Here is a 15,217-nt window from a genome sequence, read left to right on the forward strand (position 1 = left end):
CGCCTTCATAGCGAAGAGCGCGCCGTACCGAGCGGCAGCGCCCAAACGCGCCTGCGCCGGCTTCCTTTGGGGTTGCGCAGGCGCGAGAAACGCCCTTTAACCCCGCAAAACCACCCCTTCAGTCGAGGCCCATCACCATGCCCCGTCGCCTGATCTCCACCGGCTCTCCGCTCGAGAAGACCGTCGGCTACAGCCGCGCCGTGATCGACGGCGAGTTTGCCTTCGTCGCGGGAACGACCGGCTATGACTACACGACGATGACGATGCCGGCCGATGTCACGAGCCAGTCACGCAACTGCTTCAAGACCATCGAAGCCGCCCTGAAGGAGGGTGGATTCGAGATGACCGATATCGTTCGTGCGACCTACTACGTCACCGACGCCAGCACCATCGATGCCCACTTCGCCGTCTGCGGCGAGGTTCTCGGCGAGATCAGGCCGGCCGCGACCTTGCTGGTCGTCAGCGCCCTCGCCAAGCCCGAGATGAAGGTCGAGATCGAAGTCACCGCCAAGCGCCGCGGCGTCTAAAAAGCGCCGCAGCATCTGACAAGCGCCGCAGCGCCTGATCCACCCCACCCTTGTCTGCCAGCACTTTCCGGAGAAACCATCCCATGAGCCCCGCCTCGCAGATCTACGCGAAGATCACCGGTCCCATCGTCATGGTCGGCTTCGGCTCCATCGGCAAAGGCACGTTGCCGCTGATCGAGCGGCACCTCGACTATGACAGGTCTCGCATCACCGTGCTCGATCCCAAGGACGAGGGCCGCAAGGCGATTTGCGAGAAGCACAATGTCAGGTTCATCCAGAAGGGCCTGACCAAGGACAATTATCGCGAGGTGCTGACCCCGCTGCTCACGGAAGGCGGCGGCCAGGGCTTTTGCGTCAATCTCTCGGTCGATACCGGCTCGACCGACATCATGGAGCTCTGCAACGAACTCGGCGCTCTCTATATCGACACCGTCAACGAGCCTTGGCTCGGCTTCTATTTCGATGCGTCGAAGGGCCCGGAAGCGCGCTCCAACTACGCCCTTCGCGAAGTGACGCTGGCCGCCAAGAAGGCGCGCCCGGAGGGCTCGACGACGGCCGTCTCCTGCTGCGGCGCCAATCCCGGCATGGTCTCATTCTTCGTCAAGCAGGCGCTGCTCAATGTTGCCGCCGACCTGAAGCTCAATGCCCCCCGGCCAAAGACCAAGGGAGAATGGGCGGATCTGATGCGGCAGGCCGGTATCAAGGGCATCCATATTGCCGAACGCGACACCCAGCGCTCCAAGTCGCCGAAAGAGCCTGATGTCTTCGTCAACACCTGGTCGGTGGAAGGTTTCCTGTCGGAAGGCGTGCAGCCGTCCGAGCTCGGTTGGGGCACCCATGAAAAATGGATGCCCGAGAATGCACGGACCCACGAAGCCGGCTGCGGCGCCGCCATCTATCTGATGCAGCCCGGCGCAAATACGCGCGTGCGCACCTGGTGCCCGACCCGCGGCGCGCAATATGGCTTCCTCGTCACTCACAACGAGTCGATCTCGATCGCCGACTACTTCACCGTGCGTGACGCATCGGGCACGGCGGTCTATCGGCCGACCTGCCACTACGCCTACCATCCGGCTGACGATGCCGTGCTGTCGCTGCATGAAATGTTCGGCCGCGCCGGGAGGATGCAGGAGAAGCACCACATCCTCGACGAGAACGAGATCGTCGACGGCATCGACGAGCTCGGCGTGCTGCTGTTCGGCCACGACAAGAACGCCTACTGGTTCGGCTCGCAGCTCTCCATCGAAGAGACCCGCAAGCTCGCGCCCTATCAGAACGCCACCGGCCTGCAGGTGACCTCCGCCGTGCTCGGCGGCATGGTGTGGGCGCTGGAGAACCCAAACGAAGGCATCGTCGAAGCCGACGAGATGGATTTCGATCGCCTGCTGGAGATCCAGATGCCCTATCTCGGCCCGGTCAGGGGTTTCTACACCGACTGGACGCCGCTGACGGATCGTCCTGGACTGTTTCCGGAGGATATTGACACCAGCGATCCCTGGCAGTTCCGGAATATTCTGGTGCGGTGAGGGGGCCAAAGCTTCTCGCCCCAAGCTCGATTGTCATGCCCCGGCTTGACCGGGGCATCCCAGTAAGCCGCGGCTTCTCCGTATCCCATCGCTGTCTCTGGAATACTGGATCCCCCGCCTTCGCGGGGGATGACACCGCGTGCGTGGCTGGGAGCGCGGCCGCCAACTACTTCTTCTCGATCGGCGGCGCGATCTTCTCGGCCGGCGCCTGCGGCAATGCGGGCTTGGTGGCAGCACCCTGCGTCTGGGAATCCGGTCGCGCGGGCTCGGGGGCCGGCGTGGTCGGCCGGTCACCGCCGGGCTTGGACTCCGCGGGCGTCTTGTTCTGATCGTCGGACGGGGTGCCCTGGAGCGGTGGCGTCGCCTGGGCCAGATCCATCCGGCTTTCGGCGCGGATTTGCGCGAGGGATATCACTGACACCACGACGCCTGCTGCGAACAACGCGCCGGCAATTGTCAGATCGAGCTTCAGTCTGCGCTTCTCATCCTGGCCGGGCATATCGATCACCGCCTTTGTCCGCGGAATCAACGAAACCGAGGCCCGCCGGTTCCAGAGCCGAAGAAGCGGGAACCCGCCCCTTGCGCGCCAAAACGCCGCGCCGCTCAATCGGTCGTGCTCACCTCCCAGGTGGCGTGGCGCACGCCCGGCAAATGCTGGAGATCTGTCGCCACCGCGTTCAGCTCGTTCGGATCGACCGCGGTCGCGACCAGCCGTGCGGCGATCTCGAGAACGTCCTCACCGATTTCGGCCACGTCGATATCGGCCACCGAATATTTCGCAGCCTCGAGCTTCTCGACAAGCCGGTCGCGCATATCCGGAAGAGCGTCGGCCGCAACCGCGAGCTTGAAATAGTAACTCGCCTCCAGCGCCTTCTCGTTCAGCGGGATGCGGTTGATGGCATTGACCAGCGGGCGCAGCATGGTGTTGCCGGCGATGACGAAGACCGTCAACGCGGCCGCCTGCGCGATCATGTCGGCACCGGCGCAGGAGCCGACCGCGGCCGAAGCCCATAGCGTCGCCGCGGTGTTGAGCCCGCGCACGTCCATGCCCTGCTTCATGATGACGCCGGCGCCCAGGAAGCCGATGCCCGAGACGACATAGGCGATCACCCGCACAGCACCGTCGGCGCCGTCCAGCTGCATGGCGAGATCGACGAAGGCGGCAGCGCCGACGGCAACCAACACGTTGGTGCGCAGGCCCGCGGTGCGCTGGCGGTACTGCCGCTCGGCGCCGATCAGCGTTCCCAGCACGAAGGCCGTGGTCAGGCTGATCAGCGTGTCGCCGAAGTCGGCAAGCTGGAAGGTCGTCAGAAACCGCATGGCCCCCTATACGGCCGGAACGATGACAGATTAAAGCTCCAGCAGGCCGCCATCCCCATTTTCATCGGCAAAGGCCAGCAGCGTCCCCTTGGCGTTCCAGGCGAGCGCGGCCACGGCAGGCGTGCCGTTGCGGCGGACCAGGATCTCGGCGCCATCCTCCAGGCGCACCATCAGCACGGTGCCGTCGCTGTAGCCGGCGGCGAGGATGTCGTTCTTCGGATGGCAGGCGACGACCGACACGCGCGCCTGCAGCGGGGCGAGCATCGCAGGCTCCTTGCCCATCGGGCCGTCCTTGCTGCCGAACGGCCATACGATGACGGTGTCGGCCCCCGAGGTCGCCAGCCCCTTGCCGCCCGCGCTCCAGGACATCGAGCGGACCCGGCCGGGGTAGCCGGTCATGCGCATGTGCCTGTTGTCGGCCAGCCGCCAGCCATGCAGCGCCGGCTCGTGCATCGCGGTGACCAGGAATTTGTTGTCCGGGCTGAAGCTGACGCCATGATGCGAACCGGCCCAGGGCAGGAATTCGGCTGATCCCGCCATGTTCGGAAACCACAGCGTCACGCCGTTGTAATGCGCGATCGCGAGCCGCAGGCCCTTCGGCGCGAAGGCGAGGCCGCCGACGGTCGAGGGCACTTCGAGCGACTTCTCCTCGGCCTTGCCGCTCTTGACGGTGGCCGTCTTGCCGGCCGACCAGGCGAAGGCACCGTCGGCGTGCAGCGCCACCGCATCGATCCAGCGCCGCTTCGGGTCGGTGGCGAGCAACGTCACTTCGCCCTTGGCATCGAGCGAGACGACCTTGCCATCGTCGCCGCCCATCACGAGGCGCTTGCCGTCGGAAGCGGTCGAGAGAATGCCGCCGCTGTGCACGGCAACCGTGTCGATCTCGCCGTTGCCATCGACGAACGCAACATTCTCCTCGCCACCGACGAAAGCAGCGCGGGGGCCGAGGAAATGCACCGAGGTCACGGCCATGCCGAGCGTAACAGGCTTGACGCGGTCGGTGACGGAGACGATCGAGGCGGAATCAGGAGGCGGCGTGAACTCTTTCATCACGAGACGATGCAGCTCTCGAAACCCTTGCGGATGGCCTCTTCCGGCAATTCGCGGCCGATGAAGACGAGACGGCTCTCGCGCGGCTCGCCCTCCTTCCACTTCCGCTGGTGGTTGCCCTCCAGCATCATGTGGACGCCCTGGAAGACGTAGCGGTCGTCGTCGTCGTGGAACGCGAGGATGCCCTTGGAGCGCAGGATCTTGCCGCCCTCGACCTGCACCAGGTTCTGGAGCCAGGGCATGAACACGTTCGGATCGAGCGGCTTGTCGGTCTTGAGCGAGAGCGACTGCATCTCCTCGTCGTGATAGTGCTTCAGGCCGTGACCGTGATCATGGTGGTGATGGTCGTGGCCGTGATGGTGATGATCATGGTCGTGATCGTCGGCCTCCAGGAAGTCCGGCTCGATGTCGAGGATGCGGTCGAGGTCGAACGCGCCGCGGTCGAGCACGTCGGCCAGGGCGACCGAGCAGCGCTCGGTGCGGTGAAGTTTCGCATAGGGGTTGATGCCGCGAATGCGGGCCTCGACCTCGGCGAGCTCGCCCTTGGAGACGAGGTCGGTCTTGTTCAGGACGATCACGTCGGCAAAGGCGATCTGGTTCTTGGCCTCGGGTGCATCCTTGAGCCGGTCGGACAGCCATTTGGCGTCGGCGACCGTGACGACCGCGTCGAGCCGCGCGTTCTTCTGCACGTCCTCGTCGACAAAGAAGGTCTGCGCGACTGGCGCGGGATCGGCAAGGCCGGTGGTCTCGACGATGATGGCGTCGAACTTGCCCTTGCGCTTCATCAGTCCGTCCATGATGCGGACGAGGTCGCCGCGCACGGTGCAGCAGATGCAACCATTGTTCATCTCGAACACTTCCTCATCGGCGCCGATGATGAGGTCGTTGTCGATGCCGATCTCGCCGAATTCGTTGACGATGACGGCGTACTTCTTGCCGTGGTTTTCGGACAGGATACGGTTCAGGAGCGTGGTCTTGCCGGCCCCGAGATAGCCGGTCAGGACAGTCACGGGAATCTTTTGGGCGGTCGCTTCAGACATAACAACTCCGGACTTCGGGCTTGTCGCGCGACGCGAGGCGGGGTGGCCCCTGCCCTAATGGTCAAGCGCGCTGGTCAGGGCCTTTATATTGTGCCTGACCATGTCAATGTAAGTGGGTGCAGGCCCCTTTTCGTCGGTCAAACCGTCCGAAATCAGGGTCCCGCCGACCTTGGCGCCGCTCTCGGCCGCGATCCGGCGGATCAGGCGGTCGTCGCTGATATTTTCCAGGAATACGGCCGGAATTTTCTGGGCCTTGATCTGGCTGATGATGGCCGCGATGTCGCGCGCGCTGGGTTCGGTTTCCGTGGAGACGCCCAGGGGGGCGATGAACCGGATACCGTATTCGGCGGAAAAATAGCCGAAAGCGTCGTGGGTGGAGATCACCTTGCGCCGGTCCGGCGGGATCTTCGCCACGGCGTCGCGGATATCGCGGTCCAGCGCTTCGAGCTTTTCCAGATAGGCCTGGGCCTGGGTGCGGAAGAAGTCCGCCTCAGCCGGGACGGCGGCGGCCAACGCATTGGCGATGTCGGTCACGTAGATCCTGGCGTTCGGGACAGACTGCCAGGCATGGGGATCCGCGGCTGAGCCAAGCTTCAGAGGCGCGATGCCGGCACTGGCAACGACGACCGTTGCCTTGCTGCCGGAGGATTGGACGAGACGCGGCAGCCAGCCCTCGAGGCCGAGTCCATTGACGATGACGAGCCTTGCATCCGCGACCCGCTTCGCATCGGCCGGGGCCGGCGTGTAGACGTGGACGTCGCCGTCCGCGCCGACCAGCGTCGTCAGGTTGATGCGGTCACCACCGACGTTGCGGACGAAATCGCCGAGGATCGAGAAGCTGGCGACGACGTTGAGCCGCTCGGCGGCATGCAGCGGCGCGGCGATCAGCAACAGCGCACAAAACAGGATGAGCCGCATCGTCATGCTTCCAGGTGCCGGCCGGGAAACAGTTGCCGGACGATGCCGCCGACGCGGCCGAACAGGACGGAGACGATGTAGAGCATCGTCGCCACGAGGATGATGGCCGGGCCTGACGGCACACGGGTTTGGAACGACAGCACGAGCCCCGCATAGCCCGAGACCGCGGCGGCAACGACGGCGATGCAGATCATCGTGGTCAGGTCGCGCGACCAGAACCGGGCGGTGCCCGCGGGCAGGATCATGAGTCCGACCGCAAGCAGCGTGCCGAGCGCCTGAAAGCCGTTGACGAGGTTGATGACAACGAGCGCGAGGAAGGCGAGATGCGCGGGGCCGCCGGCGCGGCTCACGGTGCGCAAGAACAAGGGGTCGACGCTCTCGATCACGAGCGGGCGATAGATCACCGCGAGCACCAGCAGCGTCACGGTGGCATTGAAGGCGACGACCAGCAGCGTCTGATCGTCCATTGCGAGGATGTTGCCGAACAGCACGTGCAGCAGGTCGATATTCGTGCCCTTGATCGAGACGATGGTGACGCCGAGCGCGAGCGAGGCCAGATAGAAAGTCGCAAGCGACGCGTCCTCCTTCAGCCCGGTCGAGCGCGCGACCACGCCGGCGAGGATCGCGACTGCAAAGCCGGCGATGAGGCCACCGGCCGTCATCGCGAACAGACTGAGGCCCGAGAGCAGGAATCCGACGGCCGCGCCGGGCAGGATCGCGTGCGCCATGGCATCGCCGACGAGGCTCATCCGTCGCAGCATCAGGAATACGCCGATCGGCGCGCCCGCCAATGCCAGCGCAATCACGGCGGCGAGCGCCCGCCGCATGAACTCGAATTCGGTGAACGGACCGATCAGCGCGTCATGGATCATCGGATATCAAGCCGCCCGCGAGCTGACATCATCGGCCGCGCAGGCGGCGGCGCTGTCGTCGAAGGCCTCGCACATCCGCATCGCGACGATCAGGTTTTCCGGCGTCAGCACCTCAGCGGTCGGGCCCCATGCCACGGGGCCGCGCGCCAGCACCAGCGTGTCGCTGAAATGGTTGCGCACCATCTCCATGTCATGCAGCGCGGCGAGCACGGTGCGGCCTTCGCCGTGCCATTGCTTTACCAGCGCGAGCAGATCGGCCGTGGTCTTGGTGTCGATGGCGTTGAAGGGCTCGTCGAGCACGATCAGGCTCGCATCCTGGAGCAGCACGCGCGCGAACAGCACGCGCTGCATCTGGCCGCCCGAGAGCGTGCCGATCGGGCGGTTCTCGAATCCATTGAGGCCGACGGAGGCGATCGCGCCGAGGATTTTCTCGCGCGCGGCCCTGCCGATGCCACCGAACAGACCGGTGGCGCGCCACAGCCCGGTGCCGACGAAATCGAACACCGAGATCGGGAAGCTGCGGTCGATCTCCGCGCTCTGCGGCAGATAGGCGATGTCGCGGGCATCGAGGCCGCCGAGATGGATGGTGCCATCGAGCGGTTTGAGGATGCCGACGATGCCGCGCAGCAGGGTCGACTTGCCGGCGCCGTTCGGGCCGATCACGGCGACAAGTGCACCCGGGGCGACCTCGCCGCTGAGATGGTGCACCGCCGGATGACGGTCATAGCCCAGCGTGACGTTGTGGAAATGCAGCGCCGCCATGCTCACCTCATCGCCAGAAAAACGATGCCCCAGAGCACGGCACAAACGGCGGCCGCGGCCGCGAGGCGGCCTGCCACGGTCATGCGCAGGATCGACCAGCGCGCCGCCTGGGCCGGATGCGGAGACGTCGCATCATGAACATGGGCATGGCTGTGGTCGTGCCCATGCGAATGCCCGTGGCCAAGGGCGTGGCCCTGGACATGGTCATGATGCTGGGCGCGGGACGCGGCGGGAACCATGTCGACAACGTTATATTATAACATCACTCCTGTCCACGCCGGGCTCAGGGCTTGCCGATCACCATCGCGATGGCGGCGGCCACGAACGGGAATGGCACGGACACGGCACAGCGGAACCAGACAAAACGGGCCGGCATGAACGGGATTTCCCACAAAATCACGCGCTGAAAAGCGAACAGCGCCCAGGCGACGACATAGGCAACCACCTGGGGCATTCCGCCGCCGGACTTCAGCGCCACGGTTCCGATGGAGAAGCCGATCACGGGACCACCGGGCGTGGCCGCGCCGGCGACCACGGCAGTTGCGACCCCGAGCCAGCCGCTGTCCGGGCCCAGCCAGCCGGTGATCACCTCCTGCGGGATGATGGCGGCGATGTAGCCGGAGCCGATCACACCCAGGGCGATCCGCGGCACGATGTTGATGAAGTCCATCGAGCCTTCGCGCAGCGAGGCCTTGAACACGGGAGGGCCGCGGCGGAACGCGATCAGGCCGACGCCCAGCACCGAGCCCCACAACAGGATGTCGATCAGAAGCGCCGCGCTCAATTCTCGTCATCCTTCGCGAGCGGCTTCGGATAGAGCCTGACATAGACGAAGCGGCCGAGGGCACCCGCCAGCACCGGCAGCGGCAGCGAGATGACGATCCGCCACAGCGTGAAGTCGGTGCCCATGATCGGGATCTCCCAGGCGACCGCCCGGCCATAGCCGATCAGCGTCCAGCTCACGACCATGGCGATGGTGGCGCCGAAATCGGCGCCGACCGCGAGCAACGCGCTCGCCACCGGATAGGCGGTGAAGGGACCGCCCGGCAGGATCGCGCCGAAGGCGGTGCCGATCAGAAGACCCATCAGGCCGGATTTCGGCCCGAGCGAGCGTGAAACTTTCTCGTGAGGCAGGATCTCGGAGATGAAGGCGCCGAGCAGGCACCCAGCCAGCACGCGCGGCAGGATGCCGCCGAACAGCGACAGGTCATGGGTGAGAATGTCGAGGACGCCGTCGGCACCGTCACGCCGCCAGACCAGTCCCGCGCTCACCGCCACCAGGACCGCAATGATGATGGTCGACCAGCCGATCGGCTTGCGCACACGCCCCGGCCGCGGCTCGGAGTCTGCGTCCTCGGCAGGCGCCGGGTCTTTCGGGGAAGGTTCTGACAACGGGCTCGGGTCGGCTCGAGGGGATGGCCCGTTCTGATTAGGAGCGCCGGCCGGGCGATGCAAACGGAACGATCACAGGCCGATACGCGCACCGTGCAGGGCAATTCCGCACAGCAAAAAGGCGGCCGCTGATGCGACCGCCTTTTTGTTCATTCCGGGGCGGCGCATCAGCGCCGAGCCCGGAATCCATCGGGCGTCACCCGAACGGATAAATGGATTCCGGGCTCGCGCTTCGCGCGCCCCGGAATGACACTTACGCCTTCTCGAACAGGGACTCCACGTAGTCCCAGTTCACGAGGTTCTCGACGAACGCCTTGAGATAGTCGGGGCGGCGGTTGCGATAGTCGATGTAGTAGGAGTGCTCCCAGACGTCGCAGCCGAGGATCGGGGTGGCGCCGTGCACCAGCGGATTCTCGCCATTCGGGGTCTTGGAGATTTCGAGCTTGCCGTTCTTGACCTGGAGCCAGCACCAGCCGGAGCCGAACTGGCCGACGCCGGCCGCCTGGAAGTCGGTCTTGAACTTCTCGAAGCCGCCGAGGTCCTCGTTGATCTTCTTCTCGAGCTTGCCCGGCAGCTTGGTGCCGCCGCCATTTGGCTTCATCCAGCTCCAGAAGTGGATGTGGTTGTAGTGCTGGCCGGCATTGTTGAACACGGCAGGGTTCTTGCCGAACGAGCCCTTGACGATCTCTTCAAGGGACTTGCCTTCCCATTCGGTTCCCTTGAGCGCGTTGTTGCCGTTGGTGACGTAGGCCTGATGATGCTTGTCGTGATGATATTCCAGCGTCTCCTTCGACATATACTGGCCGAGGGCGTCATAGGCGTAAGGGAGTGGGGGCAGCGTAAAGGTCATGGGTTCTTGTCCGCAACTGGTGGGGAACGAGTTCTAACGGTCACCCCTTATAGAAGGTTCCGCCGTCATTAAATACCTGAGAATTTACGAAAAGGCGTGACCGGGCGAGCCTTGTCCGATGCACAAATTCACCGCAACCGGCCGCCGTCGATCGGGCCTGCGGGCGCCGGGAAATATCATTGCCTTTGAAGCGCTTAAGACAGAACTGACGCGCCAAGGAACGGAGTTGCGAAGGAGCACGCCATGAGCATCGAGATCGACATTTTGAACGGCGACGCCTCGTGGCAGATTGCCGAGCCGCTGCTTCAGGCGGTCTGGGCACCGCAGTTGGTCGCGGGTAAGTCCTGGGCTCACGTCAAATGGGCCAATGCCGATCTCCGCGTGCTGCTCGAGACGCCCGAGGACGGTCTCGTCTGCCATGTCGGCATCTACTTCCGGACCATCAGCTGGAACGGACAGAAGGTTCACGTCGGCGGCATCGGCGGCGTCTCCACGCGGGAGGACCGGCGCGGCCGCGGCTACGCGACCATCGCGATCGATGCGGCGGTGCATACCATGCGCGCCAACGAGGCGGTCCGCTTCGGCCTGCTGTTCTGCGAGCCGCACAATTTCGCGTTCTACGAGGCTCGCAAATGGCAGCGCTTCAAGGGCGAGGTCTATTGCGAGCAGCCGGAGGGGCGGATCCGCTTCGACTACATGGCGCCCTACGTCTTCGACATCGTGCGCGCGCCGACGCTGGGCACGATCGACCTATGCGGCCTGCCGTGGTGAGCCCTGCGTGAGCGAGGGCTGCGCCGGCTGCCGCAGGCCTTATAATATGTCGGCCATCATTTAATATTCCGCCCGGTGAACATGACGATCGACGCCACAGCAGACGCCGTCCCGCCGGTTGCGCCGGTCGCCTCCCCCATCGCCAGCCTCCTGACCGCGCCGATCTTGCCGACGCTGCTGCGGCTCGCGATCCCCAACATGATCGCGATGGTCGGCAGCGCGCTCGTTGCAGTGGCCGAGACCTCCTATATCGGCCGGCTCGGCACCATTCCGCTCGCCGCGATCGCACTGGTGTTTCCGTTCGCAATGCTGACGCAGATGATGAGCGCAGGCGCGATGGGCGGCGGCGTTTCCTCCGCGATCAGCCGCGCGCTCGGCGCAGGGGATCGCGACCGCGCCGCGACGCTGGCGCTGCATGCCGCCATCATCGGCCTCTGCGGCGGGCTGTTCTTCACGGTGACGATGCTCGCCTTCGGCCGCTCCTTCTTCGCACTGCTCGGCGGGCGCGAGCACGTGCTGGAAGAAGCCAGCGGCTATTCGCAGGTGCTGTTCTCCGGCGCGGTCGCGATCTGGCTCGTCAACACGCTGGCCTCGGTGATCCGCGGCACCGGCGACATGCGCCTGCCCTCGATGATTCTGATCGGAGCGAGCGTGCTCCAGATCGCGCTCGGCGGCACGCTCGGGCTCGGCCTGTTCGGCGTGCCGCAATTCGGCATGCCGGGTGTCGCGAGCGGCCAGCTGATCGCGTTCAGCTGCGCGGCGATCTTCTTCCTCTGGTATCTGTTGTCCGGGCGCAGCCGGCTGCCGCTCGATATCCGCGCGTTTCATTTCGAACGCGCGATGTTCCTGGACATCCTCAAGGTCGGCGCGGTGGCCTGTTTGTCGCCGCTGCAGACCGTGCTCACCATCCTGATCTTCACGAAGATTCTCGCGACCTTCGGCACCGAGATGCTGGCAGGCTATGGCATCGGCTCGCGGCTGGAATTTCTGCTGATTCCGATCACCTTCGCCTTCGGCATCGCCTCGGTGCCGATGGTCGGCATGGCGATCGGCGCCGGACATGTGAAGCGCGCGCGGCGCGTGGCGTGGACGGCGGCTGCGGCCTCCGGACTCACGGTCGGCCTGATCGGCCTCACTGTTGCGCTCGCTCCGTCGCTGTGGGTCGGGCTCTTCACGCGGGATCCCGGCGTCACCGCCGCCGCGCACAGCTATTTCCACTGGGCAGGTCCGGCCTTCGTGTTCTTCGGCATGGGCGTATCGCTATACTTCTCGTCACAGGGCGCGGCGCGCGTCGGCGGGCCCGTGCTCGCCTCGACGGCGCGGCTCCTGATCGTCGCGATCGGCGGCGTCGGACTCCTGACCGCGCAAGCTCCGGCCTGGACCCTGTTCGCGCTGGTCGGCGGCGCCATGGTGGCGTTCGGGCTGTCAACCGCGGCCTCGGTCGCGTTCGTGCGCTGGGGCAAATGAGCGCAGGCAAAACGTTCAGGCCGTCGAACGCAGGAAAGTGATTCCGGCCGGCGTTGCACTATCCTGCCGGGCTGCTATGGAGGCGCTCCATTTTCGGGGCCTTCCATGACGTCCAGATTCGCAGCTCTCATCGTCCTCTTCGCCGCGTTGCTTGGCACATCTGCCGCTCGTGCGCAGAGCGCCGACGGGACCTGGCTCACGCAGGCCGGCGATGCGCGCGTGAAGATCAGCAAATGCGGCGGCGGCATCTGCGGCCACATCGTCTGGCTGCGCGAGCCCTATGATACTTCGACCGGCCAGCCCGCCACCGACAGCAAGAATCCCAATCCCGCACTCGCCAGGCGTCCGATGATCGGCCTGCCCTTGTTCAGCGGCATGGAGCCGGCGGGACTGAACAAATGGTCGGGGCAGATCTACAACGCCGACGACGGCAGCACCTATGCGAGCAACATCAGCCTGACGGGCGCGGACTCGCTGCGGGTCGAAGGCTGCGTCGGCGCGCTCTGCGGCGGTGAAACCTGGACGCGCGCGGGGCGGTGAGCTTCTGAACTCTCGTGCCCCGGACGCAGCGCGGCGCTCTTGCGGTGCGCTGCAGAGCCGGGGCCCAGACAGCAGCACGGTGCGACACCGAGATATGGGCACCGGCTCAGCAGCGCATCACTACGTGCTGCGCTGCGTCCGGGGCACGAGAGTCTTTCACATCATCGCCTTCAGCGCCGTCGCCGCCGAGGCATAGCCGCCGCGCGCGCCGTCGATGAAATGGACGTGATCGCTGCGCAGCGCCGACGGCGCGAAGCAGGTCATCATCGCGGCGTCCTGCTGATGGAGGCCGTAGCGTACGATGCCGTCGCGCGCGGCGGCCGCGAGACGTTCGCTCAACAAGCGCTCGAGCTGCGGGGTGCAGTCGAGTATCATGCGCAGGCCGTCGTCATACTTGCGGAAGTCCGAGTTCTCGACGACCTGGCGCTTGTAGAGGCTGGGCACGAAACCGCCGATCTTGATGTCGAAGCGCATGATGAAATAGGCGAACAGCGTATAGGCCAGCACGCTGGCTCTGCGCGCGAGCAGCGGACCCCCGCGCCTGGTGCGGGCCTCGAATTCCACGCCCTGCGGCGGCCATTTCAGCGGCGGGCCCTGCGGCGGCACCGGGCGGCCCCCTTCCGGGCTGCGCTCGACGAGATGGATGATGTCCTCGATCACCTTGCGCAAGGCCTGCGGATCAACGCCGCGCGCCGGCATCACCAGCACCGACAGGATCAGGCCGCGCGCCGCGGGCATCACTTCGAAGCGGCACGACAGGCCCGAGAGGTCCGGTTGTGCCCCGGCGGGCGCCTCCTCGACGGCAAACTCGCCGCGCTTCATCGCGGCGTCGGCCCAGGCGAGCCCGCCGCCCGAAAACATCGCATAGGACAGGTTGGCCGACGGCCCGAACCGGGCGACGCGCACGTCAAGCCCCTGCACGCGGATGGCGCTGGCCGGCACCAGTGCGACGCGCATGGTCAGATCGAGATCTTCCCGCACCCAAGTCGCGGTCGCGGCCAGCGCCTCGCGGGCAAGTTCGACATCCTCCGGCGCAACCGCAAAGCTCGCGCCATCGCCGCCGAACACGAAGGGGAATTCGCGTCCCCCCAACGCATTCGTCACCGCCGCGATCACGGCGGCTCCGGCCATGTTGACCGCCTTGTAGCGCTGCGCCGCGATCGCCCTGGTCGAATCGACGATGTCGGCAATGCCGATGCTCCAGTCCTCCGGCAGCGGCGAATACAGCGCCGGGTCCATCAGGCTGGTGAAGCCTCGGAAGACGGGAATGCCGCCATAGAAGGATTCGCCTGAGGTCATCGGGGTTGCCGGATGGTTGGAGTACGAAGCAAATACGTGGCAGGATCGATCCGGGTTCGCCGAACGGCGCCCCCAAATTCAATCATTGGCCGAAACCGACCCGGACAACAAGATACGGCCCCGCTGCAATTGCCGCGGCGGAGTCATTGATCGGCATCAAACGACGGCCCGGGGAGAACGGCTATCGTCGATCGCCTCCAAGGGTTGCATGGGATGATCGAGGTGCCCGACTTCGGCAACAAGGACTCCACCTCTCCGGTCAGGCGGCGCACGGGCATCGACCCGATCAGCGCCGTGAAGATGCCCGAAAGGCTGACGGCGGCCGTCGACGCTTGGGCCGAATCTCATCAGCTGACTCGCTCGGATGCAATCTGCAAGCTGATCGAGCTGGGCTTGAAGACCGCATCCCCGGTCCTCACGCCGTGCACCCGCTCGAATCGGACGCCACCAGGATCGAAGAGATCGCAGTCCATGAGATCGAGACGCTGCTCGATCCCGCATTACCGGCGGACGAACGCGAGCGCCGCATCCGCCGCCTCACCGAAGGCCCGCCGGAATTCTCACACGAGCGAATTGACCTTCCGAAGGACTCGCCGAAGCTGCGGACATGAGCGGCTTAGTGCAGCCGCTCATCCTGAAGCTTGCGCAAGGCATCGAGAGACGCATCATGGCAGCCGACCAGACGGACGAATTGCTGCGGGTACATTTCATGGCCGTGACTGCCGGAATTCTGATGTGTCATCGGCGGGCAGCGGACATCATTCGGTTTCGCAGGGGATTGCTCCGCGCGGACCTGATTTGAAGCGGTCATGTTTGATGTCGTCATGGACTGCTCCCTGTCGATTAGGGCAGATCGATTGACGTAACCCAACCGATTGCGGGG

The 15,217-nt window shown here is 65.4% G+C and carries 18 protein-coding genes and 1 pseudogene; 6 read left to right on the plus strand and 13 right to left on the minus strand.

The window, feature by feature from the left end:
- The first annotated feature begins 137 nt into the window (after positions 1-137).
- Both IVB23_RS17140 and IVB23_RS17145 read left to right on the plus strand, forming a co-directional pair.
- Positions 138-527, plus strand: a complete 390-nt coding sequence (locus IVB23_RS17140) for a RidA family protein (protein ID WP_247804408.1) — start codon at positions 138-140, stop codon at positions 525-527.
- An 83-nt stretch (positions 528-610) separates the two neighbouring features.
- Positions 611-2,053 carry a homospermidine synthase gene (locus IVB23_RS17145; RefSeq protein ID WP_247804409.1) on the plus strand — a complete coding sequence of 481 codons (1,443 nt, stop codon included), beginning with the start codon at positions 611-613 and terminating at the stop codon, positions 2,051-2,053.
- Between the two features lie 166 nt (positions 2,054-2,219).
- On the opposite strand, the gene IVB23_RS17150 is transcribed toward IVB23_RS17145, so the two are convergent.
- The 11 genes from IVB23_RS17150 to IVB23_RS17200 all read right to left on the minus strand — a co-directional run bounded on the left by IVB23_RS17150 (position 2,220) and on the right by IVB23_RS17200 (position 10,257).
- Positions 2,220-2,552 carry a hypothetical protein gene (locus tag IVB23_RS17150; RefSeq protein ID WP_247804921.1) on the minus strand — a complete coding sequence of 111 codons (333 nt, stop codon included), beginning with the start codon at positions 2,550-2,552 and terminating at the stop codon, positions 2,220-2,222.
- 104 nt (positions 2,553-2,656) lie between these two features.
- The gene (locus IVB23_RS17155; RefSeq protein WP_061879219.1) at positions 2,657-3,373 is read right to left on the minus strand and encodes an MgtC/SapB family protein; all 717 of its coding nucleotides are present in this window, start codon (positions 3,371-3,373) and stop codon (positions 2,657-2,659) included.
- A 30-nt stretch (positions 3,374-3,403) separates the two neighbouring features.
- Positions 3,404-4,423 carry a WD40 repeat domain-containing protein gene (locus IVB23_RS17160; protein WP_247804410.1) on the minus strand — a complete coding sequence of 340 codons (1,020 nt, stop codon included), beginning with the start codon at positions 4,421-4,423 and terminating at the stop codon, positions 3,404-3,406.
- Positions 4,423-5,463 carry a GTP-binding protein gene (locus IVB23_RS17165; protein ID WP_247804411.1) on the minus strand — a complete coding sequence of 347 codons (1,041 nt, stop codon included), beginning with the start codon at positions 5,461-5,463 and terminating at the stop codon, positions 4,423-4,425. Before IVB23_RS17165 ends, IVB23_RS17160 begins: the two co-directional genes overlap by 1 nt.
- A gap of 54 nt (positions 5,464-5,517) precedes the next feature.
- Positions 5,518-6,381 carry a zinc ABC transporter substrate-binding protein gene (locus IVB23_RS17170; protein ID WP_247804922.1) on the minus strand — a complete coding sequence of 288 codons (864 nt, stop codon included), beginning with the start codon at positions 6,379-6,381 and terminating at the stop codon, positions 5,518-5,520.
- A 2-nt stretch (positions 6,382-6,383) separates the two neighbouring features.
- Positions 6,384-7,253 carry a metal ABC transporter permease gene (locus tag IVB23_RS17175; RefSeq protein WP_061879216.1) on the minus strand — a complete coding sequence of 290 codons (870 nt, stop codon included), beginning with the start codon at positions 7,251-7,253 and terminating at the stop codon, positions 6,384-6,386.
- A gap of 6 nt (positions 7,254-7,259) precedes the next feature.
- Complete coding sequence (locus IVB23_RS17180; protein ID WP_061879215.1) at positions 7,260-8,015, minus strand: ABC transporter ATP-binding protein; 756 nt, start codon at positions 8,013-8,015, stop codon at positions 7,260-7,262.
- Between the two features lie 2 nt (positions 8,016-8,017).
- Positions 8,018-8,254, minus strand: a complete 237-nt coding sequence (locus IVB23_RS17185; protein WP_082822030.1) for a hypothetical protein — start codon at positions 8,252-8,254, stop codon at positions 8,018-8,020.
- Positions 8,255-8,298: 44 nt separating this feature from the next.
- Complete coding sequence (locus IVB23_RS17190; RefSeq protein ID WP_126259429.1) at positions 8,299-8,799, minus strand: hypothetical protein; 501 nt, start codon at positions 8,797-8,799, stop codon at positions 8,299-8,301.
- A complete protein-coding gene (locus IVB23_RS17195; RefSeq protein WP_247804412.1) occupies positions 8,796-9,407 on the minus strand; it encodes a permease in 612 nt (203 codons plus the stop codon). Before IVB23_RS17195 ends, IVB23_RS17190 begins: the two co-directional genes overlap by 4 nt.
- Before the next feature lie 253 nt (positions 9,408-9,660).
- Positions 9,661-10,257, minus strand: coding sequence for a superoxide dismutase (locus IVB23_RS17200; protein WP_061879212.1), 597 nt, complete (start codon positions 10,255-10,257; stop codon positions 9,661-9,663).
- 243 nt (positions 10,258-10,500) lie between these two features.
- On the opposite strand from IVB23_RS17200, the gene IVB23_RS17205 reads away from it, so the two are divergent.
- From IVB23_RS17205 to IVB23_RS17215, 3 genes are all read left to right on the plus strand, one after another.
- Positions 10,501-11,028 carry a GNAT family N-acetyltransferase gene (locus IVB23_RS17205; protein ID WP_061879211.1) on the plus strand — a complete coding sequence of 176 codons (528 nt, stop codon included), beginning with the start codon at positions 10,501-10,503 and terminating at the stop codon, positions 11,026-11,028.
- Between the two features lie 81 nt (positions 11,029-11,109).
- Positions 11,110-12,495, plus strand: a complete 1,386-nt coding sequence (locus IVB23_RS17210) for an MATE family efflux transporter (RefSeq protein ID WP_247804413.1) — start codon at positions 11,110-11,112, stop codon at positions 12,493-12,495.
- A 105-nt stretch (positions 12,496-12,600) separates the two neighbouring features.
- Complete coding sequence (locus IVB23_RS17215; protein ID WP_247804414.1) at positions 12,601-13,035, plus strand: DUF2147 domain-containing protein; 435 nt, start codon at positions 12,601-12,603, stop codon at positions 13,033-13,035.
- Between the two features lie 156 nt (positions 13,036-13,191).
- Here IVB23_RS17215 and IVB23_RS17220 read toward each other — a convergent pair whose 3' ends face one another.
- Positions 13,192-14,334, minus strand: a complete 1,143-nt coding sequence (locus IVB23_RS17220) for a DUF3095 domain-containing protein (protein ID WP_247804415.1) — start codon at positions 14,332-14,334, stop codon at positions 13,192-13,194.
- Positions 14,335-14,547: 213 nt separating this feature from the next.
- Here IVB23_RS17220 and IVB23_RS17225 point away from each other — a divergent pair.
- Positions 14,548-14,945, plus strand: a pseudogene (locus tag IVB23_RS17225) (hypothetical protein).
- A gap of 5 nt (positions 14,946-14,950) precedes the next feature.
- Here IVB23_RS17225 and IVB23_RS17230 read toward each other — a convergent pair.
- The gene (locus IVB23_RS17230) at positions 14,951-15,160 is read right to left on the minus strand and encodes a hypothetical protein (RefSeq protein WP_197966025.1); all 210 of its coding nucleotides are present in this window, start codon (positions 15,158-15,160) and stop codon (positions 14,951-14,953) included.
- Between the last annotated feature and the right edge of the window lie 57 nt (positions 15,161-15,217).

The organism is Bradyrhizobium sp. 191, assembly GCF_023100985.1.
Lineage (GTDB): Bacteria > Pseudomonadota > Alphaproteobacteria > Rhizobiales > Xanthobacteraceae > Bradyrhizobium > Bradyrhizobium diversitatis.

Excerpts from the sequence above, each read along its gene's own strand:
- IVB23_RS17140 (WP_247804408.1), top strand. The coding sequence starts at position 138 with ATGCCCCGTCGCCTGATCTCCACCGGCTCTCCGCTCGAGAAGACCGTC.
- IVB23_RS17145 (WP_247804409.1), top strand. The coding sequence starts at position 611 with ATGAGCCCCGCCTCGCAGATCTACGCGAAGATCACCGGTCCCATCGTC.
- IVB23_RS17150 (WP_247804921.1), bottom strand. The coding sequence starts at position 2,552 with ATGCCCGGCCAGGATGAGAAGCGCAGACTGAAGCTCGATCTGACAATT.
- IVB23_RS17155 (WP_061879219.1), bottom strand. The coding sequence starts at position 3,373 with ATGCGGTTTCTGACGACCTTCCAGCTTGCCGACTTCGGCGACACGCTG.
- IVB23_RS17160 (WP_247804410.1), bottom strand. The coding sequence starts at position 4,423 with ATGAAAGAGTTCACGCCGCCTCCTGATTCCGCCTCGATCGTCTCCGTC.
- IVB23_RS17165 (WP_247804411.1), bottom strand. The coding sequence starts at position 5,463 with ATGTCTGAAGCGACCGCCCAAAAGATTCCCGTGACTGTCCTGACCGGC.
- IVB23_RS17170 (WP_247804922.1), bottom strand. The coding sequence starts at position 6,381 with ATGCGGCTCATCCTGTTTTGTGCGCTGTTGCTGATCGCCGCGCCGCTG.
- IVB23_RS17175 (WP_061879216.1), bottom strand. The coding sequence starts at position 7,253 with ATGATCCATGACGCGCTGATCGGTCCGTTCACCGAATTCGAGTTCATG.
- IVB23_RS17180 (WP_061879215.1), bottom strand. The coding sequence starts at position 8,015 with ATGGCGGCGCTGCATTTCCACAACGTCACGCTGGGCTATGACCGTCAT.
- IVB23_RS17185 (WP_082822030.1), bottom strand. The coding sequence starts at position 8,254 with ATGGTTCCCGCCGCGTCCCGCGCCCAGCATCATGACCATGTCCAGGGC.
- IVB23_RS17200 (WP_061879212.1), bottom strand. The coding sequence starts at position 10,257 with ATGACCTTTACGCTGCCCCCACTCCCTTACGCCTATGACGCCCTCGGC.
- IVB23_RS17205 (WP_061879211.1), top strand. The coding sequence starts at position 10,501 with ATGAGCATCGAGATCGACATTTTGAACGGCGACGCCTCGTGGCAGATT.
- IVB23_RS17210 (WP_247804413.1), top strand. The coding sequence starts at position 11,110 with ATGACGATCGACGCCACAGCAGACGCCGTCCCGCCGGTTGCGCCGGTC.
- IVB23_RS17215 (WP_247804414.1), top strand. The coding sequence starts at position 12,601 with ATGACGTCCAGATTCGCAGCTCTCATCGTCCTCTTCGCCGCGTTGCTT.
- IVB23_RS17220 (WP_247804415.1), bottom strand. The coding sequence starts at position 14,334 with ATGACCTCAGGCGAATCCTTCTATGGCGGCATTCCCGTCTTCCGAGGC.
- IVB23_RS17230 (WP_197966025.1), bottom strand. The coding sequence starts at position 15,160 with ATGACGACATCAAACATGACCGCTTCAAATCAGGTCCGCGCGGAGCAA.